Source organism: Curtobacterium sp. MCPF17_050 (assembly GCF_003224435.2).
Lineage (GTDB): Bacteria > Actinomycetota > Actinomycetes > Actinomycetales > Microbacteriaceae > Curtobacterium.
The window spans coordinates 3226801-3249133 of sequence record NZ_CP126250.1 but is presented as its reverse complement, the minus strand read 5'-3'; the positions used below and the strand labels follow the sequence as shown (position 1 = coordinate 3249133).

Genomic DNA, 22333 nt, shown 5'->3' with positions numbered 1-22333 from the left:
TCGGTGGGTGGATGCCAGGGGTGGTGCGATGCAGGACCACCCCTGGTGGTGTCAGATGGTGGCGGCGTCGATGACGAAGCGGTAGCGGACGTCGGACTTGAGGACGCGGTCGTAGGCGGTGTTCACCTCGGACGCGTTGATCAGCTCGATCTCGGAGGCGATGCCGTGCTCGGCGCAGAAGTCCAGCATCTCCTGGGTCTCGGCGATGCTGCCGATCGCGGTCGCGGTGAGGGAGCGACGGTTGCCCATGAGCGCGAACACCGACACGGGCATCGGCTCCGCGGGTGCTCCGAGGTTGACCATGGTCCCGTCGAAGGCGAGCAACGACAGGTAGGACCACATGTCGACCGGGGCGCTGATGGTGTTGAGGATCAGGTCGAAGGTGCCGGCGAGGTTCGCGAAGGTGCTCTCGTCGCTGGTCGCGTAGTAGTGGTCGGCGCCGAGGCGGATGCCGTCGTCCTTCTTGCTGAGGGTCTGCGACAGCACGGTGACTTCGGCACCCATGGCGTGGGCGATCTTGACGGCCAGGTGTCCGAGGCCTCCCATGCCGACGATGGCGACCTTCTTGCCCGGGCCGGCGTTCCAGTGCGCCAGCGGCGCGTACGTGGTCACGCCAGCGCACAGCAGCGGGGCTGCTGCGTCGAAGGGGATGTTCTCGGGGACGCGGACGACGAAGTCCTCGACGACGACGATCTCGGTGGCGTAGCCTCCCTGGGTGGTGCTCCCGTCACGGTCGACGCTGCCATAGGTGTAGGTGGCGCCGTTGAGGCAGTAGTTCTGCTGCCCGGCGAGGCAGTTTGCACACTCCCGGCAGGAGTTGACCATGCAGCCCACGCCGACTCGGTCACCGACCTTGTGCAGCGTGACATCGGAGCCGATCTCAGCGACGGTGCCAACGATCTCGTGGCCCGGGACGAGGGGGTAGTTGATGGGTCCCCATGCCCCGCGGACAGTGTTGATGTCGGAGTGGCAGATGCCCGAGTAGGCGATGTCGATCCGGACATCGCTTGGACCGACCGAGCGGCGCTGGATCGTTGTGGCGGAGAGCGGATCGGTTGCGGAGGTGGCGGCGAAGGCGCGTGCAGTGGTCATTCGTCTAGGAAACGGTGTCAGTGCCCAAGGCGGCAGTCCGGAACGAAGGGGTCACTCGCACTGACTCTCAGCCGTGGAGGGCCGAGCTTAGAGTCGGAGCATGGACCACAGGACCGAGATGCGGGAGTTTCTTGCTTCTCGCCGCGCACGGGTCCGGCCTGAAGACGCCGGCCTTCCCGGTGGCGGAGGCCGACGTGTGCCAGGCCTTCGCCGCGAGGAACTTGCCGCTCTGGCCGGGGTGAGTGTCAGTTGGTACACGCGCCTCGAACGTGGTGACACCGTCGGCGCCTCCGACGCCGTCCTCGAAGCGATCGCCCGCACCTTGCAACTCGACGACCTCGAACGGCAACACCTCATCCGTCTCGCGCGCGGGAGCCAAACCGTCACCACCAAGGCCTCTGCTCGAAAACCCGCGCCGCGGACCATTCGGCCGACCCTGCAACTGATCCTCGACCAGATGACTGACATGCCGGCGATCGTGCAGAACGGTCGGGCAGACGTCGTTGCGATGAACTCGCTTGGACGAGCCTTCTACTCAGGACTCGTCGCCAGCCCGTCGGCGTCGATGAATCACGCCCGCTACATCCACCTCGATCCGGGATCGAAGGTGTTCTACCGGGAGTGGGACGAGATCGCCAGCAACAGTGCCGCGATGCTCCACGTCGCCGCTGCCAAGGATCCTCTTGACCAGGACCTGTCGAACCTCATCGGGGAGCTCGCGACACGATCCGCGGACTTCCGTGTTCGGTGGGCTGCCCGCAACGTCCATGAACACCAGTCGGGCATCAAGCACGTCAACCACGATCTCGTGGGCGAGATCGAGCTGTCGTACGAGACGCTGGCGCTTCCGGGGCATCCGGGGTTGATGTTGTACGTCAACGCCGCGGCCGCAGGAAGCCCCGCGGCCGATGCGCTGCGCCTGCTCGCCGCCTGGTCCGCGCCCCAACTCGCGTCCGACACGCGCCGCGACCGCGACCACCACCAGGACTGACCCCTCAACAGGATCGAGGCTCGGGAGTGCATTGTCCCGGCTGACGAATCCCACCACCCAGCACCAACAACGGAGAAGCATGAAGGCTTGGCAGTTCACCGACACCCACGCACCACTCTCGAAGGTCGAGCTCCCGGTCCCAGAACCCGGTGCGGGGGAAGTCGTTCTCGCAGTGAAAGCTGCCGGAATCTGCCACTCGGACGTCGGACTCTTCGACGACGAGAAGTGGCTGAATCTGATGACCGTCCCGGTCACCCCGGGCCACGAAGTCGCCGGCGAGATCGTCTTGGTCGGTGAGGCCGTCACCGAGTACGCCGTGGGAGACCGCGTGGCGCTGTGGTCGCTCGGGGACTCGCTGGGCTACCGACGCGACGGCGGGTTCGGAGAGTACGTCCGCGCATCAGTCAGCAACCTGGTCCGCATCCCGGACAACGTCCCCCACGAGGCAGCGTTCTTCGCCGAACCGGGTATGACCGCCCACGCGGCTGTCGTCACCGTCGGCAAGGTCACCTCAGGTCAAAAGGTTGGAATCATCGGCTTCGGGGGACTCGGACAGATCGGAACGAGGGTCGCCGCTCTCACCGGTGCGCGAGTGTTCGTCGCGGAGATCAACCAGGACGTCTGGGCTCGGGCAACCGAAGCCGGCGCCGAGCGCGTCGTCACCGACATCCGCGAGCTCGCCGATGAAAACCTCGATGTGATCGTCGACTTCGCAGGCTTCGGCAGCACGACGGCTGGTGCCATCTCGGCCATCGGCCAGGGCGGACGTGTCGTGCAGGTCGGTATGGGGCGTCTCGAGGCCACAATCAACACCTACGACCTCATCCTGAAGGGCGTCACCCTCGTCGGGTGCATCGGGGGCGGTAAGGACTCCATGGAAGCGGTTCTCGGCTGGATTTCCTCCGGCGACATCCAGCCAGCAATCGAGAAGACCGTCTTCGACGACATCCCGGACGCAATCGAGCGACTCAAGCAAGGGCGCGTCAACGGCCGACTCGTCGCCATCTACTGAAGTCCCAGGCGGACTTGGTGAAGAAGTGTCCATGACGGGCAGGACAATGCTCCTCGGCGCGATGCTCGGCACTCCCTACGGCAACCACCCGGGAGCATGGCGCATGCCATGGGCGAAGCCGGACGAGTACACCGATGTGGACGCGCACGTACGAACTGCCCAGACCGCTGAACGAGGCGGACTCGACTACCTGTTCTACCCCGATCGGACCTTCATCTGGGGGGACTTGGAATCCGGTCCGCCCATCGTGTCCATCGACCCGGTCATGCTGCTCGCCGCCGTGTCTGCGCAGACGACGAAGATCGGGCTGGTTCCGTCGGTATCCACCTCCTTCAACGAGCCGTACGGAATCGCCCGTCAGCTCCGAGCACTTGACGTCATGAGTCACGGCCGCGCCGGGTGGAACCTCATCCCGAGCTACGAGCCAGAAGCCTTCGCCAACTTCGGGCTGCCTGTGCCGTCCCGGGAAGACAAGTACGGACGACTTCACGAAGTCGTGCAGATCACCCAAGCGTTGTGGGCCAGTTGGGGACGTGAGGCAGGCGCCCCGGACAAGGTCACGGGGCGTTTCGCCGACACCTCCCACATCCGGCCGATCGGCCTGCAGGGGCGCCAGGTTGGTTCACGAGGCCCGTTGCAGATCCCACCGTCGGAGCAGGGGCAACCGGTCGTGTTCATGCCTTTCGCCAGCGGTGCCGGCGTCCAGGCTGCGGGGATGTACGCCAACGGCATCATCGGCATGCCTTCTTCGATCGAGGAAAGCCGGTCACAACGGGACATGATGCGCTCCGTGACCGAAGCGGCTGGCCGCGACGCGGACGAGGTGAAGTACCTCTCCTTCGCCACCTTCGGTCTCGGACCAACCGAGAACGAGGCCGTGAAGCGGCGCATGGCATTGGAGGACGCTGCTGGCATCGACAAGCGCCTGGCGCATCTATCAATGATGCTCGGCCTTCGCCTCGACGCCCGCGACCGTGACAAGCCCCTCACGGTGACGCAGGTCCAGGGTATGCAGCGCCGCTCCGGGTCACGGCAAGAGGTCCTGGCGCACCGGCTCGCCTCCGAAGGGCGATCCCTGCGAGAAATCCTGGGCCATGGAGTCCTCGACCAAAACCCTGGCGTGGTCGGCACCGGGGAGCAGGTTGCGGACATGTTTCAAGAGTGGGTGGAAGCCGGGGCCACCGATGGCTTCTCCATCGTTGTTGATGACCTCCACGACGGCCTTGACGACTTCGTCGACCAGGTCGTTCCGATCCTTCGGCGCCGCGGCCTCCGCCCCGCTGACTACGGAGGGTCCACACTGCGCGAGCACCTCGGCCTCGCCGAGCAGATCGGCCGCGACCCCCGCCTTACAGACCGCGCGGCTGAGGACTAACCGCGATAGTCCACTAACGCGGAGTGGCCGACCGTGCGTCTCACATGGGTGGTCCGCTGATCGTCTCTGTGCCGGTGCCGGTGCTGAAGCGGACAGGTGCTTTGTCAGAAACGATCGTTTCTGAAGCGTCCGGTCATGGACTATCGAGACGGCCTTAGCGCCGTCGAAACGGCGACAAGATGTTTGGTCGAATCGAGTGACACGCGCGCCGTCGCCGAGACTCGTAAGCGGAGTCGGCGACAAGTAGTGAGTCCGCCGACAGGAGTTGTCGTGTTGTCCGCCAGTCGCGTACCGGTGGACGAGCGGCTTGCGGGAAGGTCTCGCAGTACCGTTTCGGGATGGACTACTCCTTCTCCGCGCCGACCGCGATGGAGTTCAAGACGCTCTATGACGAGACTGGTTGGGGGGACTGGGCTCTGGACCGATTCGAGCGTGCCCTGTCCGGGAGCTGGATCGTCTGCACCGTCAGGGATGACGCCGGCCGCCTGGTTGGCATGGGCAGGCTCATCAGCGACGGGGCGCTTCACGCCTTCGTGACGGAGATGATCGTCACCGAAGAGGCTCGAGGTGGAGGTATCGGCGGCCAAGTCCTCGCGCGCCTTGTCGACGAGGCACGTCGCCGCGGAGTGGACGACGTACAGCTCTTCGCGGCCCGAGGTCGGGCTGAGTTCTACGAACGCCACGGCTTTGAGCGCCGGTCTGAGAGCGGACCCGGCATGGACGTAGCGAGCGTTCGCTAGCCCATCCTCTACCGGCCAGCTGTCATGAGCACCACGCGTCCCGTCGTCGCAGCGTTGTTCGGCAGCGACGATGATGAGGCCCTGGTCGTGCTCGGGGCAGTGCGTAGTGCTGAGTTGCGCGACCGGTCGATGGCCTCGGCTCGCCCTTCGATAGGGACGGACCCGAGGCGCGGGTAGTCGCCCGTGAAAGGCGGAAGGTCAGATCATGATGGTCGTCTTGGTCAATGTCACCGTCACTCTCAACGAATACGAAACCAAGCGGATCGAGAAGTTCGCAGCGAACGTGATCGTCACGAGCAACCGTCCGACGGACGAAGTCACGAGCGACACCCGTGACCGCATCGACAACGCGGTGGGGCTCCGGGACCGGCTCTTGGTTGCGCGTACCGCTGCGGAGAAGGCGGCTGGAAGTGAGCAGGGCGCCGCTGCGGAGCACCCGCGGCGGGCTTGTCGGCGTGGGATAGCGCTGACCGTCGCGACCGCCACGCGGAGCAGATGGCCGCCGCCGACGTCGACCCCGTCGCCGTGCAGGCGCAGTACGGTGCCGACGTCTCCAACGCCAAGCATCCGCGGTCTGCCATCACGACCACGCGTGGTGCCGCGAGGGCCCGCAAGAGCGTGACCCGGGCGATGGGTCTCATCGTGAGCGTGGGGAGCGCGGCCGGTACCCGCTGGTATCGCGCGTATGTCAGGATCGCGGCGTGGCCGCGCCGACGGCCGGACGGGAGACCCGATGACCGACGCGATGACAGCCAACGAAGGCCGGCCGACAGCGGAGGGCCGGTGGTGGATGGGGGCCCGGGGCGTCCTCTCCGCCGCGACGATCGGCGCTCTCGTGCTGCTCGCCGGCCTCGTCGTCGCAGAGCAGCCAGGCCGACCCGACCTGCGGACGGTCGCTGCCGATGGTGGTTGTGGCGGATGGTCCGAGGACAGGCCGGGGTTCGATGAGTCGGTGATGACCGTCGCGTTCCTCGTCGAGAACCCGTCGGCCGAGCCGGTGACGATCCGAGGGACCCGCATGACGTGGGACGCCGGGCTCAAGTCGGTGCGCGTGCAACTCGCGCGACCGATCGTCGGCGTCGACGAGGGCGCGATGTTCGGCTACTTCTCCGATGACATCGACGCGGACCACGTGCTGCCGACCCGGGGCGCGGTCATCCCGGCGAATGGGTCGATCCGGGTCGCCGCCGAGATGCACCTCCGGCCGGGGGCGGACTCGGGGCACGTGACCGGGCTGCGGTTCCTGACGGACGGGCCGCTCGGCACACTGCGGACCGAGACACTGCCGGTCGGGGTGGGGATGATGGCACCGGACGTGAAGAGCTGCTGACGAGGAGGTCTCCGGCGCTCATTCGTCATGACGCGAGCAGCAGGTGGCTTGGCGCAGATGACAGCGCTCGGATCCGGGCCTGCGATCCATCCCACACATTTCAGGGATGGTCGCTGCTCTTGTTCGGTCGCCGCCTTCGGTCGCGAGCACCTCTCCGACGCGCCCTCGCACGCACGCCAGGTGTCCTCGGGCTGCTTCTATGATGCGAGCATCTGAGCCACGACCGCGTACAGCTCCTTGGGATCCCGGGCGAGCATCTGCTTGATCAACGCAGCCTGCTCGTCCACCACGACCTCGTAGTCGCCGCGCTCGACCCCGTCCAGGGTTGCGCGCGCAACGTCCGCCGGGTCGGTCTTGGCCATCGAAACACCCGCCGCCATGTCCGTGTCGGCTACTCCGAGGTGCACGGACGTCACCGTTGTCCCTTGTCCGGCCAGCTCATGACGCAACGCGTTGCCCATGTTCCACAGGGCAGCTTTCGACACCGCGTAGGCGGAGGCCCCTGGCATCGCCAGCCAGGAGGCGCCCGACGCGATGTTCACGATGCTCCCACCGCCGTTCGCGGCCAGGACAGGTGCGAAGGAGCGGATGACGTTGAGGGTGCCCCAGACGTTCGTGTCCATGTCGGCGTGCGCTGCGTCCAGATCGCCCAACAGGGTCGCTGTGGTCGCGATACCGGCGTTGTTGATCAACAGATCAACGTCGGTCGCTACAGCGGCGGCCGCGGCGACGGACGCCGGGGAGGTGATGTCGAGGGCGAGGCGCTCCACACCCTCGAGGTCGATCAGTTCTGGACGTCGGGCGGTCGCGTACACGTTCGCCCCGCGTGCGACCAACTGGGCGGCGAGATGACGACCGATACCGCGGTTCGCGCCGGTGACGAGGGCAGTGGCTCCAGAGAGGTTCATGCCGCTACGCTAGAACCTGACATCAACGTGAGAATCAAGCCCAGGAGCCGAAGAATGCGGATCGGTGCACTTGCAGAACGCGCTGGCGTCAGCGTTCGGTCGCTTCGGTACTACGAGGAACAGGGACTCCTCGAGTCGGAGCGGACCACGGGCGGGCACCGGGAGTACCACGATTCCGACGTGACGCGTGTGCGCTTCATGCAGATGCTCTACGCAGCGGGCATGCCGAGTCGCCGAATCGTCGAACTCTTGCCGTTCCTCGACACCGGCGTCGCGACACCGACGATGCTCGACCACTTCGACGAGGAGAGCGATCGCATCCAACGCCAGATCGAGGACCTCACCGCCACCCACGATCGCCTCACACGGCTCCGCGACATCGCGGCGGAATCAGTCGCGGGGCGGCCACCAGAACAGTGTCGCTCCTCAGCGAACGCAGCCGCCGCTTGACCGGGTCGTTCCCCCTGCCCGTGAGCACCACGCCCTGCGTGGCGCCGCGGTGTTTGCACCTGCAGGGCGGAGAGCCATCACAGTCGACAGTCGTTGTTCAAGTGTCAGAAACCCCGCTCGAACTCGGGGCTCGAGCGGGGTCGTGATCACGGATGTGCTGACGTCAGTTCTGTCCGCCGCCAACGAGCAACTGACTGCCGCTGACCCACCGCGCAAGCGGCACGACGAAGAACTCGACGGGGTCTGCGACGTCGTCGACTGAGCCCATTCGCGACCCGGTGGGGCTTGCACCCTGCACCAACGCGCGCAGCGAGTCATCCTCGGACACGGCGAGGAACGAACAACACCACCGACGGTCGAGTGGACACCGGCGGAGTGGCAGAACGAAGTCGTCCCGCTGCGGTGGCAGGCGGGACGGCTTCGTTCTGTCGGGGGACTACTGGGCAGCTACCGAGATGCTGCCGGTTCCTCGCTGGCGCTCGGTGGCTCGGTCGAGTCCGTGGCCTTCGGTGTCGAGGTTCGGGATGATCTTCTGCATCCAGCGGGGCATCCACCATGCGGCTTCACCGCAGAGGGACAGCAGTGCCGGCATGATCATCATCCGGACCAGGAAGGCGTCTGCCAGGACGCCGACGAGGAGTCCGACGGCGATGGAGGCGGCGACGGCCATCTCGCTGGTGGCGAAGCCGGCGAAGACGACGGCCATGATGGTCGCTGCGGCGACGAGGACGGTGCCGGACTTGGTGAAGCCGGAGTGCACCGCGTCCTTCGGGCTGAGGCCTCGGGAGTGCTCTTCCTTCATCCGGGAGACGAGGAAGACCTGGTAGTCCATTGCGAGGCCGAACAGGACGCCGACGAGGATGATCGGCAGGAGGCTGAGCATCGGATCGCCCTGCGGAGCGGCGATGAGCGGGTCGAGCCACCCCCACTGGAAGATCGCGACCGATGCGCCGAAGGCTGCACCGACGGAGAACAGGTAGCCGAGGGTGGCGAACAGGGGCACCAGCAGGGATCGGAACATCACGATCAGGAGCAGGAACGACAGGGCGACGATCACGATGATGTAGGTGATCAGAGCCTGGTTCATCTGCGCCGTGTTGTCGAGACCGATCGCGGTCTCACCGGTGACCTCGACGCTCACCCCGCTGATCGCGGTGGTTTCGTCGCGGATGTCGGTGACGAGTTGCTTCGTGCTGTCGGCGATGGGTCCGCCGGTCGGGATGACGGTCAGCAAGGCGGCGTCATCGGACTTCGTGATCTGGCCGGGAACGACGGCTTCGACGTGGTCGAGGCCCGTGATCTCGTCTTCGACGGAGGTGAGCTTGCTGCTGACACCGTCACCCTGCACCAGGACGAGGAGCGGTGACTGGATGCCACCGAACTCGTCGACGATGAGGTTGTACGCCTTCCGCTCGGACGAGGCGGGGTCCGAGCCGCCCGGGATGTTCGATGCCGTCTTCATGTCAAGCACAGGTGCGGCGATGACGCCGAGGACCACGACGGCACCGAAGAGTGCGAGCCAGGGCCGCTTGGTGACGAAGGTGGCCCAACCGTTCAGGAAGCTCTTCCGGTTCGCGGTGCGCTGCGGGATCGACTGCCCGGACGCGAGGAGCTTGCGCTGCTTGCGGGGCAGCGCGCGCAGGCCGAGGGTCTTCAGGAGCACCGGCAGCAGAGTGAGGGACATGAGCACGGCCATGAGGACGCTGAATGCGCCGGCGAAGCCCATCACGGTGATCGTCTCGATGTTCGTCACGACGAGTCCGACGAGGGCGATGATGACGGTGAGGCCGGCGAACACGACGGCGGTGCCGGCGGTTCCGGTCGCTCGGGCGACGGCGTCGACGACGGTGCGCCCTTCTCGGAGTTCGGATCGGAACCGAGTCAGGATGAACAGGGAGTAGTCGATACCGACTGCGAGACCGAGCATCGTCGCCAGGGTCAGTGTGGTGGCCTGGATCGGGTTGATCGCGGAGTACGCGAGGACGCCGACGGTGCCGATACCGACACCGGTGATGGCGACGAGCATGTTCGCGCCGGCAGCCAGGAGCGAGCCGAAGGTGAGGAACAGCACCAGGAACGCGATCAGGATGCCGACGACCTCGCCGGGGCCGAACGTGGCGTAGGTGTCACCGAAGAGGTGCCCGCCGACCTCCGCGTTGAAGTCGGTTCGCTGATCGGCTGCGAAGTCGAGGACAGTGTCGTAGGTCTGTTCCTGATTGGCCTCTGTGAGGCCGGAGAACGTGAGGGTCGAGACGATGGTGGTGCGGTCCTTCGACACCATCGGGCTCTGCTGGTTGAAGGGGTCGGAGACGCTCTTCACGTGCGGCAGGCTCTCCGCGTCGGAGAGGACCTTCGTGATCTCCGCCGCGGTGGCCTCGTCGGTGACCTTCGCACCACCACGGGTCTCGAGGACCAGCTGCAACGTCTTCGCGTCGCCGTTGCCCGAGGAGCCCACGTCGAACTTGTTCTGCACGGTGGTGAGCGCCTTCGCGGCCGCGGTGTCGTTGCCGGCGGAGCCGGTGGCGTCGGTGTTCATGCCGGTGGCGGTCACCGCGGTGAGTGCGGCGAAGATCACCAGCCATGCGGCGACGATGATGAGCCGGTGCCGGGCGCTGAAGCGTCCGATCGCGGCGAGGACCTTGGGCATGATGCTCCCGGAATGGAGAAGTGGAAGCCGCACAAGGGCGCGCGGCGGGTACTTCTCAATGCTCGAAGAAGCGGCCTCTCTGGGCGTCGTCTACCTGGAGTGATCGGTGTACTGCGTTCGCAGTACACCGGTCAGTCGACCAGGCCCGCCCGGTACGCCAGTGACACCAGTTGCGCTCGGTCACGGGCACCGAGTTTCGCCATGGCCCGGTTGGCGTGGGTCTTCACCGTGAACGGTGAGACGAACATCGTCCGGCCGATCTCCTCGTTGTCGGCGCCGTGGGCGATCGCCACGACGACGTCGCGTTCTCGTGGGGTGAGGGCGTCGAGGCGTGCGAGTACGTCGGGGTCCGCTGTCCGTGCAGGCTGCGCAGCCACCTGGCTGATCACGGCTGCTTGTGCGGCCGCGGAGAGCGCTCCTCCACCGAGCACGACTTCTCGGATCCCGGCGACGAGCTCGGACGGTCCGACGGTCTTCCCCAGGAACCCGTTCGCGCCTGCCCGGAGCGCGGCGACGACGATGTCGTCGTGCTCGAACGTGGTCAGGATGATGATCCTGGTCTGCTCGGCCGTGAGGGTCGTACGGATCCGACGCGTCGTCTCGACGCCGTCGATACCCGGCATCCGGATGTCGAGCAGGACGACGTCGACCGGTGTTGTCCGGAGGGCCTCCAGTGCTTCGAAGCCGTCACCGGCTTCGCCGACGACGGTGAGGTCGTCCTGGGAATCGAGGATGGTGCGCAGTCCCACGCGGATCATGGCCTGGTCATCTACCAGCAGGATCGTCGTCATCAGCGGGTTGCTTCCTTGATCGGGATGGAGGCGCGGACAGTGAAGTTGGCCTCGTCGTCCTCGACATCGAGAGAACCACCGGCAGCGGCGACTCGTTCGCGCATCCCGATCAATCCGAATCCGCTGCCGTGTCCGTCGTCTGCTGTCGAGCGACCGTTCCGCGCGACGACCGTGATGTTGCTTCCGTCGTTGCTGATGGAGAGAGTGACGTGGCCGGCGCCGTACCGGTGGGCGTTGGTGAGCGCCTCTTGCGTGACGCGGTAGACGGTCATCCCGGTCATGGGCACCACCTCATTTGTCGGCAAGGAGATGTCGCTGCGGATGTCCAGTCCGAGCGCCTCGAACGAGGCGATGAGCGCAGGCAACGACGCCAGGCCTGCGACGGTGTGGTCAGGGGTTCGATCACGGGAACGGAGGAGCTCGAGGATCTGCTGCGTTTCGCCGGTCACTGCGCGGAGGGCTTTGCGTGCTTCGGCGGCTGCCCGTGCGGCAGCATCCGGCTTGTTGTGCACGGTCACTTCGACTGCGCCGAGGTGCATGCTCGCCACCGCGATCTGGTGGCCGACCACGTCGTGGAGGTCGCGGGCGATCCGCAAGCGTTCTTCGTCGACTCGCCGGCTCGCTTCGGCGTCTCGTGTCGCGATCGCTTCCCGCGCGTGCGCCCGCAGACTCTCCCAGTACCGCTGCTGGCTCCGGATGCCAGCACCAGCGGCTCCGCCCGCGATGCACGCTGCGAATCCTGCCAACGCATCAGGGCTGACGAACCCGCCCGTGTTCACTGACACGACGAAGTACACGGGGAACGCACTCGCGATGATGCCGCGGACGGGAGGCGCTCCTCGCAACGTGATCGCGAAGAGCACGAACACGACGATCGTCCACTCAGCAGTGGGATCCCACGCCTGCATGGCGGTCACCGCGGTGCCCGCGACTGCGAGGAGCAGGCCGAGCCAGGACCAACGCCCAGCGATCAAGGCTCCCACGGCACCGAGTACGACCCCGACGAGCAGCAGCAGGGCGTCGCCGTGCACCACGATACGCACGCTGTCGACGACGGCAGCGATGATCGCGACGACGGTGGCACCCATCGGGAGGACGCTCGGCCACCGCAACCACCAGGGATTCCGTGGCAGCGCGATGTCACCCGTACTCGTCATCCTCCGAGTGTGGCCGTTCTACCAGGGGGACGTGTACTGCGAACGCAGTACACCGGCCGGTCCCGATCGACGACGTCCTCGATCCGCAGCCGATCGATGATCGACGTACCACTCCTCGAAAGGACTCGATCATGACCGTCATCACCCGCCCCGCACTTCCCCCGACCCGTTCCGCGCAGCGTCGGGCGATCACCCGCGTACCGAAGATCGCGGCATGGGGAACCCTCAAGGGCCTCTCCGAAGTGATCCGGTTCGCAGGGTTCATGACGATCCTCGCCGCCATGGGCGTCGACGCCGGTGCCCGCAGCGTGATCAACCGATAGGACGAGGCCATGCAACGGATGATCCGACCCGAGGACATCACGCTCCTCGACACGCAGCCACTCGACATCACCGCCTACCTCCGCGACCTCGAGTCCGAGGACGGTTCGGGTCATCGTCCGGACAGGGCTGACACCCATTCCGTGCGGTGACTGACTACGCAGTACGCCCGCGCTTCAGGGCGCACCGGTCAGCGTGCGCTGCAGAGCAGCGCCGTACCACTGAACGATGACGTCTGCTGGGGTGTCCAGCAGGAATTGGTCCGGCCGCACCGCGAGGACGTCCATCAGCCCTTGCACCTGCGCCGTGAACAAGTGGGCACGCAATGCAGCGTCCTCCCCATCGAGACGAGCAGCGAGCGGGACGACGAAGTCCTCGATCAACGCTCGGCGGAGCTTCTCGGCCACCTCCGGCCGGTCGGACGCGCGGATGAGCGCGGCGTACGGACCGAGACCGCCCTCTCGTCCGCTCATGATCAGGCGGGTGATCGCGTACCCCACCTGGTCGACGGGCCCGTCGAACGCTTCACGCCACACGGGGGGCAACGACATGGTCTCGAGGAACAGGCCCTCCTTCGACCCGAAGTGGCGGATGACGATCGCCGGGTCGACACCGGCGGTCCGCGCGATGTCCCGCACACCGGTGGCGTGGTAGCCCTCCTCGGCGAACATCGCCGTCGCAGCAGCCCGGATGGCGTCCTTGACCTTCGCCGATCGGTCCGCCCGCGGGCGCGCTTCCTTGTCGTCCATCGCCCGATCATCCCATCTCCGGGTCGACCACCCGAGTTCTGTCAACAGAGTTGACACCACGCTGTCAACGCGGTTGACTCTTGTCAACACCGTTGATCCAGGAGAGTCATGTCCCAAGCAAGCCCCCCGCAGGATGACGCGGAACCGAAGGAGCGCAACGCTCTCCTCCGTGTCCTGCCCGCGTTCGTCATGCCGCTGTTCTTCGTCGTGTTCTTCCCGCTTGCGTTCGGGAGCGCCATCCACAACCCAGCCCCGAACGACCTGTCGTTGACGATCGCCGGGCCGGCGCAGGTCGTCACCGACATCACGACGAAGCTCGACGACCAGGCGGCGTTCGCGGCGACCCAGACCGACGTGCTCTCGGAAGCGCGTGGGAGCGTCGAGCGTCGAGATGCGACCGGAGCGATCAAGATCGAGCCGGTCAGCCCCGGCGCCGATGCCGGTGCCGGTGCCGATGCCACCGGCTCCGCCGCGGCGCAGCAGCAGTTCTCCGTCACCACCTACGTCGCGAACGGTGGCGGCCGCCCCGCTGCGTCAGCGGTGCAGGCCGTGGGCGATCAGGTCGCGAAGCAGTTGGGGACGACGGCGAAGACCGTCGATGTCGCACCGCTGTCGAAGGAGGACAGCGTCGGCACGTCGCTGTTCTACCTCCTCGTCTACTCGTCGCTGGCGGGGTACCTCGTGATCATCGTGCTCATGCAGGTCGCTCCGAAGGCGAAGCTCGTCACCCGGTTCGCCGTCATCGGAGCGTCCGCCATCGCAGCCCCGATCCTCACGTTCGCGATGGCCTCGATCTTCGTCGGTGACTACGGCGCATCGTTCGGGACCATCGTCGGTGTCCTCGCGATCGACGCGCTCTACGTGTTCACCGTCGGCAACATCGCGATCCTCGCGCAACAGTTCCTCGGGAACGCGGCGACGATCGCGATCATGGGCCTGGTCGTGTTCCTCAACTTCCCGTCGGGGGGCGGCGCGATCCCGCATGACATGTTGCCCACGTTCTGGCAGCACGTCCACGACACCTACTTCGGTGCCGGTGCCTACGAGTCGTTCCGGTCCCTGATCTACTTCGGCGGCAACGGCGTCGGACGCTGGCTGCCGCAGCTGGCCGCTTGGACCGTCGGGCTGCTGCTGGTCAACCTCGTGGTCCACCTCACCAAGACCACCCGACGCCAGCAGGCCGAACTCGCCGAGCTGCGCCCCGTGCCGCTGGAGCACCGCCACCTGGTGGTCGAACCGACGGAACGACCTGCACCGCAGCCCGCACTGAGCGCCGAGGAGACTGCCCGATGAACGCCCACGCGGAACACCGCGCCCACCGCTCCACCGGCGACGGCGAACTCATGACGATGCCGGAGAACCACCTGGATCAGGTCGTCAGCACCGGGTCCGTCGACGAACGCCGGCAAGCGTCCACCAAGACCCGCGTCATCGCCGTGGTGATGATGCCGCTGTTCTTCATCATCACCTTCAGTCTCTGCTACCTCAGTGCCCTCCACGCACCCGTCCCGCACGACTTCACGCTCACGATGGCGGGGCCGGCCAGCGTCACGAAGCAGATCGCAGCGAAGGTCGACGATCGCGCCGAGGGTGCCTTCGAGATCACCCGCACCACGAGCACCGTCGCAGCGACGCAGGACGTGGCGGACCGGGACGCCGCCGGTGCGATCCTGATCGACGACGACGGCAACGTCACCACGGTCATCGCCTCCGGAGGTGGCCGGACCGCTGTCGGCGCCGTGCAGGACCTCGGCACCCAGGTGGCCGACGAGCTCGGCGGATCAGTCACCGCGAAGGACGTCGCTCCCACCACGAGTGGTGACCCGGGCGGCAGTGTGCTGTTCTTCCTCCTCGTCGCCTGCACCGTCGGCGCCTTCATGACCATCACCGTCGTCGCGCAGGCCATGCCCCGAGCGACGACCCGGGCCGCCGCAGGTGTCGCCGCCATCGCAGCGGTCCTTGTCCCCGTCATCGCCTTCGGCATGCTCAGCATCTTCGTCGGTGACTACGACCGCACCTTCGGTGAGATCGCCGCAGTGCTGGGGGTGGGCATGCTCTACACACTCACGGTCGGGTTGCTCTCCATCGTGCTGAACACGTTCCTCCGCAACGCGGCGATCTTCGGGCAGATCCTGTTCCTCGTCGCACTGAACTTCCCCTCGAGCGGTGGGAGTTCCCCCGTGTCGATGCTGCCGACGTTCTGGCAGGGCGTGCACAACAGCTGGTTCGGTGCGGGGGGCTACGAAGCGATGCGCAGCATCATCTACTTCGACGGCGCGAACGCCGGTCGTTGGATCCTGCAGCTCGGCATCTGGGCGATCGCCGCAGTCGTCCTGACCGTGCTGGCGGGTCGCGTGGCCCGGAAACGCCGCTCGAGCACCCCCGACGGCGTCGAGAGCGGGACCGCGACCGCGGCCGCCGGCGCCGGATTCTGACCACCACTCGGCGTGCACCTGCACACCGTCCATGACGGCGCTCTCGAGCGCCTCCCGAGAAAGGACACAACCATGTCGAACGACAACGTCATCCTCACCGGATCCTCCACGGTCGGCACATGGCTGGACCACCCCATCGGCGGTGAGCTCATCCGCGGCCTCCTCGCTCAGGGCGGCACCGACCCCGAAACACTCACCCCCGCGCGCGGCCTTCCGCTGCAGCAGCTCGTCGCGCTCTCGAACGGTCAGCTGCCCCAGGCCGCCATCGACGGCCTCGTCCGCGCCGCGAACGGCGGGGAGATGCCCGCCGACGGGGCATCGGACGGCAGCGGCGAGACCATCGTGCCGGGCCGCTTCGCGGGCCAGACCGTCGTCGTGACCGGTGCCGGCGGCGGTATCGGCCGCGCAACGGCGTCCCGCGTCGCCCGCGAGGGCGGCCGTGTCATCGCGGTCGACATCGCCGAAGCCGGTCTGGGAGCGCTGGTCGACGAGCTGCCCGACGCCGACGTCGTGACGGTGGTCGGTGACATCACGAGCGAGGACGACGTCCAGCGCGTGGTGCAGGCCGCGGGTGACCGCATCGACGGGCTCGCGAACGTCGCGGGCATCACCGACACCATGTCCCCGCTCCACGAGACCTCGGACGCGGTGTGGGAGCGTGTCATGGGGGTGAACGTCACCGGGACGTTCCGTCTCACCCGTGCGGTCCTGCCGGCGATGCTCGCCGCAGGGCGCGGCTCAGTGGTGAACATCGCCTCGGAGGCGGCACTGCGCGGCAACGCGGCCGGCATGGCCTACACGACGTCGAAGCACGCCGTCGTCGGACTGACGAAGAGCAGCGCGTTCATGTACGGCCCGAGCGGGATCCGGGTGAACGCGATCGCGCCGGGCGGTGTCGCCACCGGAATCCCGACGCGGTTCGACTCCGAGATGGGCGCAGCCCGCCTGCAGCCCTTCCTGCAGACGATCCCGGCGGTCGCCACAGCGCAGCAGCTCGCCGCGTCGATCACCTTCCTCCTCAGCGACGACGGCACGAACCTCAACGGGGTCGTCCTGCCGTCCGACGGCGGCTGGTCCATCCAGTAACAGAGCCGACGAGACGACGGACGGGAGGCGTGATGCGGACACGTGTCGCGCCTCCCGTCCGTCATGTGGTGTCGCCCGTCCACGACACGCTCGCCCAGCTGGTCCGGCTCCCGGTTCGCGTGTGGCTGCTGCTCCTGGCGGTCTAAGCCGTCATCGCGGTGATCGTGCGTCCAGCGGCAAAGTGGTCGCTAACGCTCGTGACCGACCGCGCCGGCGGGGTCACCGCGACCCCGGGCGGCTTCGTCACCCTGATCGGTGACCCGTCGCTCTCGCCGGCATGGCCACCGCCTCGGGTCTCACGCTCGCTGCCACCCTCGGCTGGGCCGTCCTCGTCCTGACGGTCGCCGATCACCGACGGGCCGACCGACGACCGTCAGTGCGTGCGGTGTTGCGGGGGGTCCTGTCGGCTGCCCCTCGGCTCCTGCGGCCGGGCGTCCTCGTGACCGGACTGCAGCTCGCCGTGCTGCAACCGCTGGCGGGGACCACCGTGTTCGCGCCGATCACCGGCGAAGTGGCAGTTCCGCCGTTCATCGGTCGTGAGTTCCTCAAGGCGCCGCTCAGTGCAGCGCTCTGGTGCAGCCTCGCCGCCCTGGTCGTCTTCGTCAGCTTCCGGATCGTGCTCGCTCCGGCGTTCACGGTCGTCGCCGGGGAGGGACCGATCCGGGGCCTGCTCTCGAGCCTCCGCGTGACCCGCTCCGTAGGTCTGCCCGTCGCGGGACGGATGACGGTGCTGCTCGTCAGCTCCGCGATCGCACGCGTCGTGGTCGTCTGGTCCTCGACTCCGCTCGTCGAACTCATCCCCTCCGAGCAGCTCCGGGCGGTCGTCGACGTCCTGCCCGTCCTGGTCCTCTCCACGCTCACGGTGGTGACCGCGCAGGCGGTCGCGTTCTCCGTCGTGGCGACCGTGCAGAGCGCCAGGGGGATCGGGAGCCCGATCGGCGAACGGGTCAACGCCCCGGGTCCGACCACCCGTCGGATCGTCGCCGTGGTGATGGTGGCCGTCGTCGGGTGCACTGCGCTCCTCGTGCCGTCGCGAGCCGTGTCACAGCCCGACGGCGTGCACGTCGACTGATCCCCTGGTCATCGCCCACCGTGGGTACGACCGGGGCGGGCCGGAGAACACCATCGCCGGCCTCGAAGCAGCGGCAGCCCTGCACCCGGACCGCGTCGAGGTGGACGTCCAGCAGACCGGGGACGGTACCTTCGTCGCGAGCCACGACACGGACCTCCTCGTGCTGGCCGGCCGCGACGAGGACATCGACGCGATGTCGACCGCCGCGGTCACGAGCACGACTGTGCGGATGCACGGCAACGTCGGCTGAGTCGGCGCCGGTCGTGGTGTAGCAAGTCATCGTTTCCTCAGGAGCGGGAGATCGGGCGGACCCGACCCATCCTGTTGATGCCGACGTACGGGCACGACCCCACATCTGAGGGGCAGCGATGGTCACACGGTGGCGCGGTAGCGCAGCCCGTCGACCAGGAGCCCGACGAGCTGCTGGCTCTGCTCGGGCGTCGCCGCACCGTGGGACAGGTCGGCGACCGCCCGGAGCAGCTGGGGTGCGTCGATGTCGGCGCGGACCGTTCCGGCTGCTGACGCTGCGTCGAGCAACTCCGCCAGGGTGCCACCGAGCCGTGCGACGAAGTAGGCGGGGAGGGCTGCGAAGGCGGCGTCGCCGGACTGCAGCGCGGCGGCGAGCCCGCGTTTGGTGGCGACGAACTCCGTGAACCGCTGGAGCCACCGAGCGAGCGCCTCGTCGGGCGCGTGTGCTGCGCGCAGGTCGTCGGCGGCGTCCGCGCAGGCTTCGACGGCCTGCTGGAACACCGCCACGACCAGGTCGGATCGCTGGGGGAAGTGGCGGTACAGGGTGCCGACGCCGACACCTGCACGGTCGGCGATCGCCTTGGCAGGGGCGTCGACGCCCTCGGAGGCGAAGACGGCCTTCGCGGCGTCGATCAGCGCGTCCAGGTTGCGGCGGGCGTCGGCACGCACGGGTCCTCCTCGGATGGGGGTTGTGAAACGGAAACACGTTCCGTATAGTTCCGGAAGAGCGTTCCACTTCGAGTCAGCCTACGACATCCGCACGCGGGACGCCATCGACAGGAGGAACCCATGCAGTACCGCACCCTCGGCAAGACCGGCCTCCAGGTCAGCCCCTTCGCGCTGGGCGCCATGATGCTCGGCACTGACGGCCGCATCGGCAACGGTGACGAACAGGACTCGATCCGGATCGTCCACCGGGCACTGGACGCCGGCATCAACCTCATCGACACCGCCGACCGCTACTCGCAGGGTGGGTCGGAGACCCTGCTCGGCAAGGCGCTCGCGGGTCGCCGTGACGACGTCGTGCTCGCCACGAAGTTCAACGGCCCGATGGGGGAGGACCCGAACCGCCGCGGGAACTCCCGTCGGTGGATCATGCGCGCGGTGGAGGACTCGCTCCGCCGTCTGCAGACCGACCACATCGACCTGTACCAGGCACACCGACCGGACGACACGGTCGACCTCGAGGAGACCCTGTCGGCGCTGACCGACCTGGTGCGCAGCGGCAAGGTGCGTGCCATCGGCACGAGTGACTTCCCGGCGTCGCTCCAGGTGGAGGCGCAGTGGACCTCGGAGCGCCGGGGCCTGGAGCGGTTCCGGACGGAGCAGCCGACCTACTCGATCCTGAACCGCGGCATCGAGCGCGAGGTCCTGCCCGTCGTCGAGCGCTACGGCATGGGCGCCCTCGTCTGGAGCCCGCTGGCCGGCGGCATGCTGACCGGTCGGTTCCGCAAGGGCCAGCAGAGCGACCTCGCCCGTGTCGGCATGTTCCGCCACAACCAGGACGAGCGACGCATCGACGCCGTCGAGCAGGTCGTCGCGCTGTCCGAGGACACGGGCATCCCGATGACCCACCTCGCGATGGCGTTCGCGATCGCGCATCCCGGCGTCACGAGTGCACTGATCGGCCCGCGGTCGATGGAGCAGCTCGACGACCTGCTCGCAGGCGCCGACGTGGCGCTGTCGGACGAGGTCCTCGACCGGATCGACGCGATCGTCCCGCCGGGCACGGACGTCGGACGGCTCGACCAGCAGTACGCGCCGCCGGCGGTCCTGGAGGCCAGCCTGCGTCGACGTCCGGCACCTGAGCGCCGAGCGGCCTGAGGGCGACGGCCGGCCCCTCGAGACGACGGGCGCCTGGATGCGGTGACGACAGCATCCTCAGGGCGTTGGCGAGCCTGGCCCGTCGGTCTCCTCCGGCCACAGCACCCGGAACCGCTCGCACACCACCGGCATGTCCGGCGCCCACCCCCGCGGGTTCTCCGAGTGCTCCCGCCAGTACCGCTCGTGCGCCGCGCGCCAGTAATCGAGGGTCCGGTCGCCCTCACCCTCGGCGCGGGCGTGCTCGGCGCTGACCCGGTCGAACGGCACGATCCGGACGTCGGTCGTCACGAGCACGGCTCGCGGCTCGTCGGCGCCGTCGAGGACGATGCTGTACTCGCCTGCCTCCGGCAGCGGTTCACCGGCTGCCTCGTGGTCCCACAGCGAGGACGCGGTCCCGTCCTTCACGCCGGCGAGCACGAGGTCGAGCAGGGCGTCCGCGTGGTCTGGCGTCGCACCGAACGCCCACGCGGGGGGAACAGCATCGGGGAGATCGGGGGAGTCGTGGCGGCGCGCCTCCCAGAAGGCGACGACCGACGGCGAGGGTGCGTTCACAGCAGTGACCCTAGCGAGGGACCAGATCGGTCAGACGGCCACGCGGCGCACCGGACGTGACAGGATCGATCCGTCCCCACGAGCCTCCCGGAGTCCCGATGACCACGCGCGTCCGCACCATCAGCGCGGTGCCGCCGCGCCAGCGCGCAGCGGTCGCCGCCCCGCGCTGGATGCCGGTCGTCTCCGCCGAGAAGGCCGACCTGTACGGCAGCGACGACAGCCGCCGCGAGCTCCATCCGTAGATGCGTGACGGGCGCGCCCCGCGCCTCCAGGCCGACGGCTCCCACCCCGCCACACCAGGCGGGGGAGCAGCGGCCCGACCCCGCACCATCCACCTCTCGGAACAGGAAGCACCGTCATGCCCGCACGCACCCTCACCCCCTCCGGCTCCCCGGCGATCGACTGGGCCACCCGGTCCATGCCGCTCCTCGCGGCCAGCATCGAACAGGACGCCCCGGTGTTCGCCGGGCTGCACGTCGGCATCTGCATCCACATCGAGCCGAAGACCGCCGTCCTGTGCCGGTGGTTGCTCGACCAGGGCGCCCGCGTGACGATCACCGGCAACGTCGGCACGACCGTGCCCGAGACGGCGGAGGCCCTCCGGGCGCTCGGCGTCACGGTGATCGGCGGCCGCAGTGACGACGCCGAGCAGCACGACCGGAACCTCGACGAGCTGCTGGCCGCCCTGCCGGACCTGGTGATGGACAACGGCGGCGAGCTCATCGCGAAGCTGACCAGGGGAGCGCCGCGGTCGAGCACGTTCCTCGGCGCGACGGAGGAGACGACCACCGGCGGCATTGCGATCCGCGCCCTGCCGCAGGCACCGGACTTCCCGGTCGTCGTCATCAACGACAGCCGATTGAAGCTCATCGTCGAGAACGAGCACGGCGTCGGACAGAGCATCGTGCAGGGCTTCATGAACGCCACGAACGCCATGGTGCCGGGAGCCCGTGCCACCGTGGTCGGGTACGGCCCGTGCGGCAAGGGCGTCGCGGACACGCTCCGGAGCCTCGGGGCCGTCGTGAGCGTCGTCGACACGGACCCGTTCCGCGCGCTCGAGGCGATCATGCGCGGGCACCGCGTCGGCCCGATGGAGGCGGTGCTGCCCGGCACCGAACTGCTCTTCCTCGCGACCGGCGCGCGGGGCGTGATCGGCTCCGCCGAGATCGCGCTGCTCCGCGACGGCGTCGTCATCGCGGGCGTCGGTCACGAGGGGCTCGAGCTCGACCTGGAGGCCCTGCTCACGGTGACCGCGGAGACCACCGATCTCGCGGGGCCGGGTTCCGACCCGGACGCGCGCGTCCTGCACCGCCTGGTCGACGGGCGCGAGGTCGTCACGCTGTCCGGGACGCGGATGATCAACCTCACGGCCGCGGGCGGCAACCCGATCCAGGCGATGGACCTCGGGCTGTCGCTGCAGGCGCGGAGCCTCGCGGCGATCGCCCGTGGGGACGTCCCGGCGTCCGAGGTCGGGCCGGTGCCGGCGGACGTCGATCACTGGCTGGCGACTGCGCTCGTCGCGATGCTCGGGAAGGACGGCCGGTAGCGCTGG

General features: G+C 68.0%; 24 protein-coding genes. 16 read left to right on the top strand and 8 right to left on the bottom strand.

Annotated features, from left to right (window positions below):
- Nucleotides 1–51: 51 nt before the first annotated feature.
- Entirely contained in the window at nucleotides 52–1092 is a 1041-nt protein-coding gene (locus tag DEJ34_RS15530; protein WP_110910635.1) for an NAD(P)-dependent alcohol dehydrogenase, read from the bottom strand.
- 100 nt (nucleotides 1093–1192) lie between these two features.
- Here DEJ34_RS15530 and DEJ34_RS15525 point away from each other — a divergent pair, with 100 nt between their 5' ends.
- The 5 genes from DEJ34_RS15525 to DEJ34_RS15505 all read left to right on the top strand — a co-directional run bounded on the left by DEJ34_RS15525 (nucleotide 1193) and on the right by DEJ34_RS15505 (nucleotide 6540).
- On the top strand, nucleotides 1193–2083 hold the full coding sequence (locus tag DEJ34_RS15525) for a helix-turn-helix transcriptional regulator (protein WP_110901874.1): 891 nt from the start codon (nucleotides 1193–1195) through the stop codon (nucleotides 2081–2083).
- Nucleotides 2084–2162: 79 nt separating this feature from the next.
- A complete protein-coding gene (locus DEJ34_RS15520) occupies nucleotides 2163–3095 on the top strand; it encodes a zinc-binding dehydrogenase (RefSeq protein WP_110901875.1) in 933 nt (310 codons plus the stop codon).
- A 31-nt stretch (nucleotides 3096–3126) separates the two neighbouring features.
- A complete protein-coding gene (locus tag DEJ34_RS15515) occupies nucleotides 3127–4470 on the top strand; it encodes an NtaA/DmoA family FMN-dependent monooxygenase (RefSeq protein ID WP_146236864.1) in 1344 nt (447 codons plus the stop codon).
- Nucleotides 4471–4808: 338 nt separating this feature from the next.
- Complete coding sequence (locus tag DEJ34_RS15510) at nucleotides 4809–5210, top strand: GNAT family N-acetyltransferase (protein WP_110910633.1); 402 nt, start codon at nucleotides 4809–4811, stop codon at nucleotides 5208–5210.
- A 745-nt stretch (nucleotides 5211–5955) separates the two neighbouring features.
- Nucleotides 5956–6540: a hypothetical protein gene (locus DEJ34_RS15505; protein ID WP_146236863.1), complete on the top strand. Its 585-nt coding sequence runs from the start codon at nucleotides 5956–5958 to the stop codon at nucleotides 6538–6540.
- 197 nt (nucleotides 6541–6737) lie between these two features.
- Here DEJ34_RS15505 and DEJ34_RS15500 read toward each other — a convergent pair whose 3' ends face one another.
- The gene (locus DEJ34_RS15500; RefSeq protein ID WP_110910631.1) at nucleotides 6738–7448 is read right to left on the bottom strand and encodes an SDR family oxidoreductase; all 711 of its coding nucleotides are present in this window, start codon (nucleotides 7446–7448) and stop codon (nucleotides 6738–6740) included.
- On the opposite strand from DEJ34_RS15500, the gene DEJ34_RS15495 reads away from it, so the two are divergent.
- Nucleotides 7389–7898 (top strand): MerR family transcriptional regulator, encoded by a 510-nt coding sequence (locus DEJ34_RS15495; protein ID WP_349775005.1) that lies wholly within the window; start codon nucleotides 7389–7391, stop codon nucleotides 7896–7898. The genes DEJ34_RS15500 and DEJ34_RS15495 overlap by 60 nt on opposite strands.
- A 436-nt stretch (nucleotides 7899–8334) precedes the next feature.
- Here DEJ34_RS15495 and DEJ34_RS15490 read toward each other — a convergent pair whose 3' ends face one another.
- The 3 genes from DEJ34_RS15490 to DEJ34_RS15480 all read right to left on the bottom strand — a co-directional run bounded on the left by DEJ34_RS15490 (nucleotide 8335) and on the right by DEJ34_RS15480 (nucleotide 12424).
- Complete coding sequence (locus tag DEJ34_RS15490; RefSeq protein WP_110910629.1) at nucleotides 8335–10545, bottom strand: MMPL family transporter; 2211 nt, start codon at nucleotides 10543–10545, stop codon at nucleotides 8335–8337.
- A 131-nt stretch (nucleotides 10546–10676) separates the two neighbouring features.
- Entirely contained in the window at nucleotides 10677–11336 is a 660-nt protein-coding gene (locus DEJ34_RS15485; RefSeq protein ID WP_110910628.1) for a response regulator transcription factor, read from the bottom strand.
- Nucleotides 11336–12424 carry a sensor histidine kinase gene (locus DEJ34_RS15480; protein WP_181422174.1) on the bottom strand — a complete coding sequence of 363 codons (1089 nt, stop codon included), beginning with the start codon at nucleotides 12422–12424 and terminating at the stop codon, nucleotides 11336–11338. The genes DEJ34_RS15485 and DEJ34_RS15480 overlap by 1 nt, the downstream gene beginning before the upstream one ends.
- 200 nt (nucleotides 12425–12624) lie before the next feature.
- Here DEJ34_RS15480 and DEJ34_RS15475 point away from each other — a divergent pair, with 200 nt between their 5' ends.
- Nucleotides 12625–12816, top strand: a complete 192-nt coding sequence (locus DEJ34_RS15475) for a hypothetical protein (protein WP_110910626.1) — start codon at nucleotides 12625–12627, stop codon at nucleotides 12814–12816.
- Between the two features lie 9 nt (nucleotides 12817–12825).
- Nucleotides 12826–12966, top strand: coding sequence for a hypothetical protein (locus tag DEJ34_RS15470; protein ID WP_181422173.1), 141 nt, complete (start codon nucleotides 12826–12828; stop codon nucleotides 12964–12966).
- A 24-nt stretch (nucleotides 12967–12990) separates the two neighbouring features.
- Here DEJ34_RS15470 and DEJ34_RS15465 read toward each other — a convergent pair whose 3' ends face one another.
- On the bottom strand, nucleotides 12991–13563 hold the full coding sequence (locus tag DEJ34_RS15465) for a TetR/AcrR family transcriptional regulator (RefSeq protein ID WP_110910625.1): 573 nt from the start codon (nucleotides 13561–13563) through the stop codon (nucleotides 12991–12993).
- A gap of 108 nt (nucleotides 13564–13671) precedes the next feature.
- Between DEJ34_RS15465 and DEJ34_RS15460 the strand changes: the two genes are divergently transcribed.
- The 5 genes from DEJ34_RS15460 (at nucleotide 13672) to DEJ34_RS15710 (ending at nucleotide 18406) form a co-directional block, all read left to right on the top strand.
- Nucleotides 13672–14856 (top strand): ABC transporter permease, encoded by a 1185-nt coding sequence (locus tag DEJ34_RS15460; RefSeq protein ID WP_110910624.1) that lies wholly within the window; start codon nucleotides 13672–13674, stop codon nucleotides 14854–14856.
- Entirely contained in the window at nucleotides 14853–15998 is a 1146-nt protein-coding gene (locus tag DEJ34_RS15455; protein WP_110910623.1) for a hypothetical protein, read from the top strand. The genes DEJ34_RS15460 and DEJ34_RS15455 overlap by 4 nt, the downstream gene beginning before the upstream one ends.
- Before the next feature lie 72 nt (nucleotides 15999–16070).
- Nucleotides 16071–17084 carry an SDR family NAD(P)-dependent oxidoreductase gene (locus DEJ34_RS15450; protein WP_110910622.1) on the top strand — a complete coding sequence of 338 codons (1014 nt, stop codon included), beginning with the start codon at nucleotides 16071–16073 and terminating at the stop codon, nucleotides 17082–17084.
- A gap of 277 nt (nucleotides 17085–17361) precedes the next feature.
- A complete protein-coding gene (locus tag DEJ34_RS15445; protein WP_110910621.1) occupies nucleotides 17362–18156 on the top strand; it encodes a glycerophosphoryl diester phosphodiesterase membrane domain-containing protein in 795 nt (264 codons plus the stop codon).
- Nucleotides 18098–18406: a glycerophosphodiester phosphodiesterase family protein gene (locus DEJ34_RS15710; protein ID WP_110910620.1), complete on the top strand. Its 309-nt coding sequence runs from the start codon at nucleotides 18098–18100 to the stop codon at nucleotides 18404–18406. The genes DEJ34_RS15445 and DEJ34_RS15710 overlap by 59 nt, the downstream gene beginning before the upstream one ends.
- Before the next feature lie 122 nt (nucleotides 18407–18528).
- Here the strand turns inward: DEJ34_RS15710 and DEJ34_RS15435 are convergent, their stop codons facing one another.
- On the bottom strand, nucleotides 18529–19074 hold the full coding sequence (locus tag DEJ34_RS15435; protein WP_110910619.1) for a TetR/AcrR family transcriptional regulator: 546 nt from the start codon (nucleotides 19072–19074) through the stop codon (nucleotides 18529–18531).
- A 120-nt stretch (nucleotides 19075–19194) separates the two neighbouring features.
- On the opposite strand from DEJ34_RS15435, the gene DEJ34_RS15430 reads away from it, so the two are divergent.
- Complete coding sequence (locus tag DEJ34_RS15430; protein WP_110910618.1) at nucleotides 19195–20229, top strand: aldo/keto reductase; 1035 nt, start codon at nucleotides 19195–19197, stop codon at nucleotides 20227–20229.
- A 57-nt stretch (nucleotides 20230–20286) separates the two neighbouring features.
- Here the strand turns inward: DEJ34_RS15430 and DEJ34_RS15425 are convergent, their stop codons facing one another.
- On the bottom strand, nucleotides 20287–20781 hold the full coding sequence (locus DEJ34_RS15425; RefSeq protein WP_110910617.1) for an ASCH domain-containing protein: 495 nt from the start codon (nucleotides 20779–20781) through the stop codon (nucleotides 20287–20289).
- A 98-nt stretch (nucleotides 20782–20879) separates the two neighbouring features.
- On the opposite strand from DEJ34_RS15425, the gene DEJ34_RS15420 reads away from it, so the two are divergent.
- Nucleotides 20880–21023, top strand: a complete 144-nt coding sequence (locus DEJ34_RS15420; RefSeq protein WP_181420297.1) for a hypothetical protein — start codon at nucleotides 20880–20882, stop codon at nucleotides 21021–21023.
- A 116-nt stretch (nucleotides 21024–21139) separates the two neighbouring features.
- Nucleotides 21140–22327 (top strand): adenosylhomocysteinase, encoded by a 1188-nt coding sequence (locus tag DEJ34_RS15415; protein WP_110910616.1) that lies wholly within the window; start codon nucleotides 21140–21142, stop codon nucleotides 22325–22327.
- Nucleotides 22328–22333: the final 6 nt, after the last annotated feature.

What these genes read in the sequence shown, in the direction of transcription:
- DEJ34_RS15510 (WP_110910633.1), top strand. Translation starts at nt 4,809, where the DNA reads ATGGACTACTCCTTCTCCGCGCCGACCGCGATGGAGTTCAAGACGCTC.
- DEJ34_RS15505 (WP_146236863.1), top strand. Translation starts at nt 5,956, where the DNA reads ATGACAGCCAACGAAGGCCGGCCGACAGCGGAGGGCCGGTGGTGGATG.
- DEJ34_RS15500 (WP_110910631.1), bottom strand. Translation starts at nt 7,448, where the DNA reads ATGAACCTCTCTGGAGCCACTGCCCTCGTCACCGGCGCGAACCGCGGT.
- DEJ34_RS15455 (WP_110910623.1), top strand. Translation starts at nt 14,853, where the DNA reads ATGAACGCCCACGCGGAACACCGCGCCCACCGCTCCACCGGCGACGGC.
- DEJ34_RS15445 (WP_110910621.1), top strand. Translation starts at nt 17,362, where the DNA reads ATGGCCACCGCCTCGGGTCTCACGCTCGCTGCCACCCTCGGCTGGGCC.
- DEJ34_RS15485 (WP_110910628.1), bottom strand. Translation starts at nt 11,336, where the DNA reads ATGACGACGATCCTGCTGGTAGATGACCAGGCCATGATCCGCGTGGGA.
- DEJ34_RS15460 (WP_110910624.1), top strand. Translation starts at nt 13,672, where the DNA reads ATGTCCCAAGCAAGCCCCCCGCAGGATGACGCGGAACCGAAGGAGCGC.
- DEJ34_RS15480 (WP_181422174.1), bottom strand. Translation starts at nt 12,424, where the DNA reads ATGGGTGCCACCGTCGTCGCGATCATCGCTGCCGTCGTCGACAGCGTG.
- DEJ34_RS15520 (WP_110901875.1), top strand. Translation starts at nt 2,163, where the DNA reads ATGAAGGCTTGGCAGTTCACCGACACCCACGCACCACTCTCGAAGGTC.
- DEJ34_RS15450 (WP_110910622.1), top strand. Translation starts at nt 16,071, where the DNA reads ATGTCGAACGACAACGTCATCCTCACCGGATCCTCCACGGTCGGCACA.
- DEJ34_RS15530 (WP_110910635.1), bottom strand. Translation starts at nt 1,092, where the DNA reads ATGACCACTGCACGCGCCTTCGCCGCCACCTCCGCAACCGATCCGCTC.
- DEJ34_RS15525 (WP_110901874.1), top strand. Translation starts at nt 1,193, where the DNA reads ATGGACCACAGGACCGAGATGCGGGAGTTTCTTGCTTCTCGCCGCGCA.
- DEJ34_RS15470 (WP_181422173.1), top strand. Translation starts at nt 12,826, where the DNA reads ATGCAACGGATGATCCGACCCGAGGACATCACGCTCCTCGACACGCAG.
- DEJ34_RS15465 (WP_110910625.1), bottom strand. Translation starts at nt 13,563, where the DNA reads ATGGACGACAAGGAAGCGCGCCCGCGGGCGGACCGATCGGCGAAGGTC.
- DEJ34_RS15415 (WP_110910616.1), top strand. Translation starts at nt 21,140, where the DNA reads ATGCCCGCACGCACCCTCACCCCCTCCGGCTCCCCGGCGATCGACTGG.
- DEJ34_RS15430 (WP_110910618.1), top strand. Translation starts at nt 19,195, where the DNA reads ATGCAGTACCGCACCCTCGGCAAGACCGGCCTCCAGGTCAGCCCCTTC.
- DEJ34_RS15420 (WP_181420297.1), top strand. Translation starts at nt 20,880, where the DNA reads ATGACCACGCGCGTCCGCACCATCAGCGCGGTGCCGCCGCGCCAGCGC.
- DEJ34_RS15490 (WP_110910629.1), bottom strand. Translation starts at nt 10,545, where the DNA reads ATGCCCAAGGTCCTCGCCGCGATCGGACGCTTCAGCGCCCGGCACCGG.
- DEJ34_RS15515 (WP_146236864.1), top strand. Translation starts at nt 3,127, where the DNA reads ATGACGGGCAGGACAATGCTCCTCGGCGCGATGCTCGGCACTCCCTAC.
- DEJ34_RS15495 (WP_349775005.1), top strand. Translation starts at nt 7,389, where the DNA reads ATGACGACCGATACCGCGGTTCGCGCCGGTGACGAGGGCAGTGGCTCC.
- DEJ34_RS15475 (WP_110910626.1), top strand. Translation starts at nt 12,625, where the DNA reads ATGACCGTCATCACCCGCCCCGCACTTCCCCCGACCCGTTCCGCGCAG.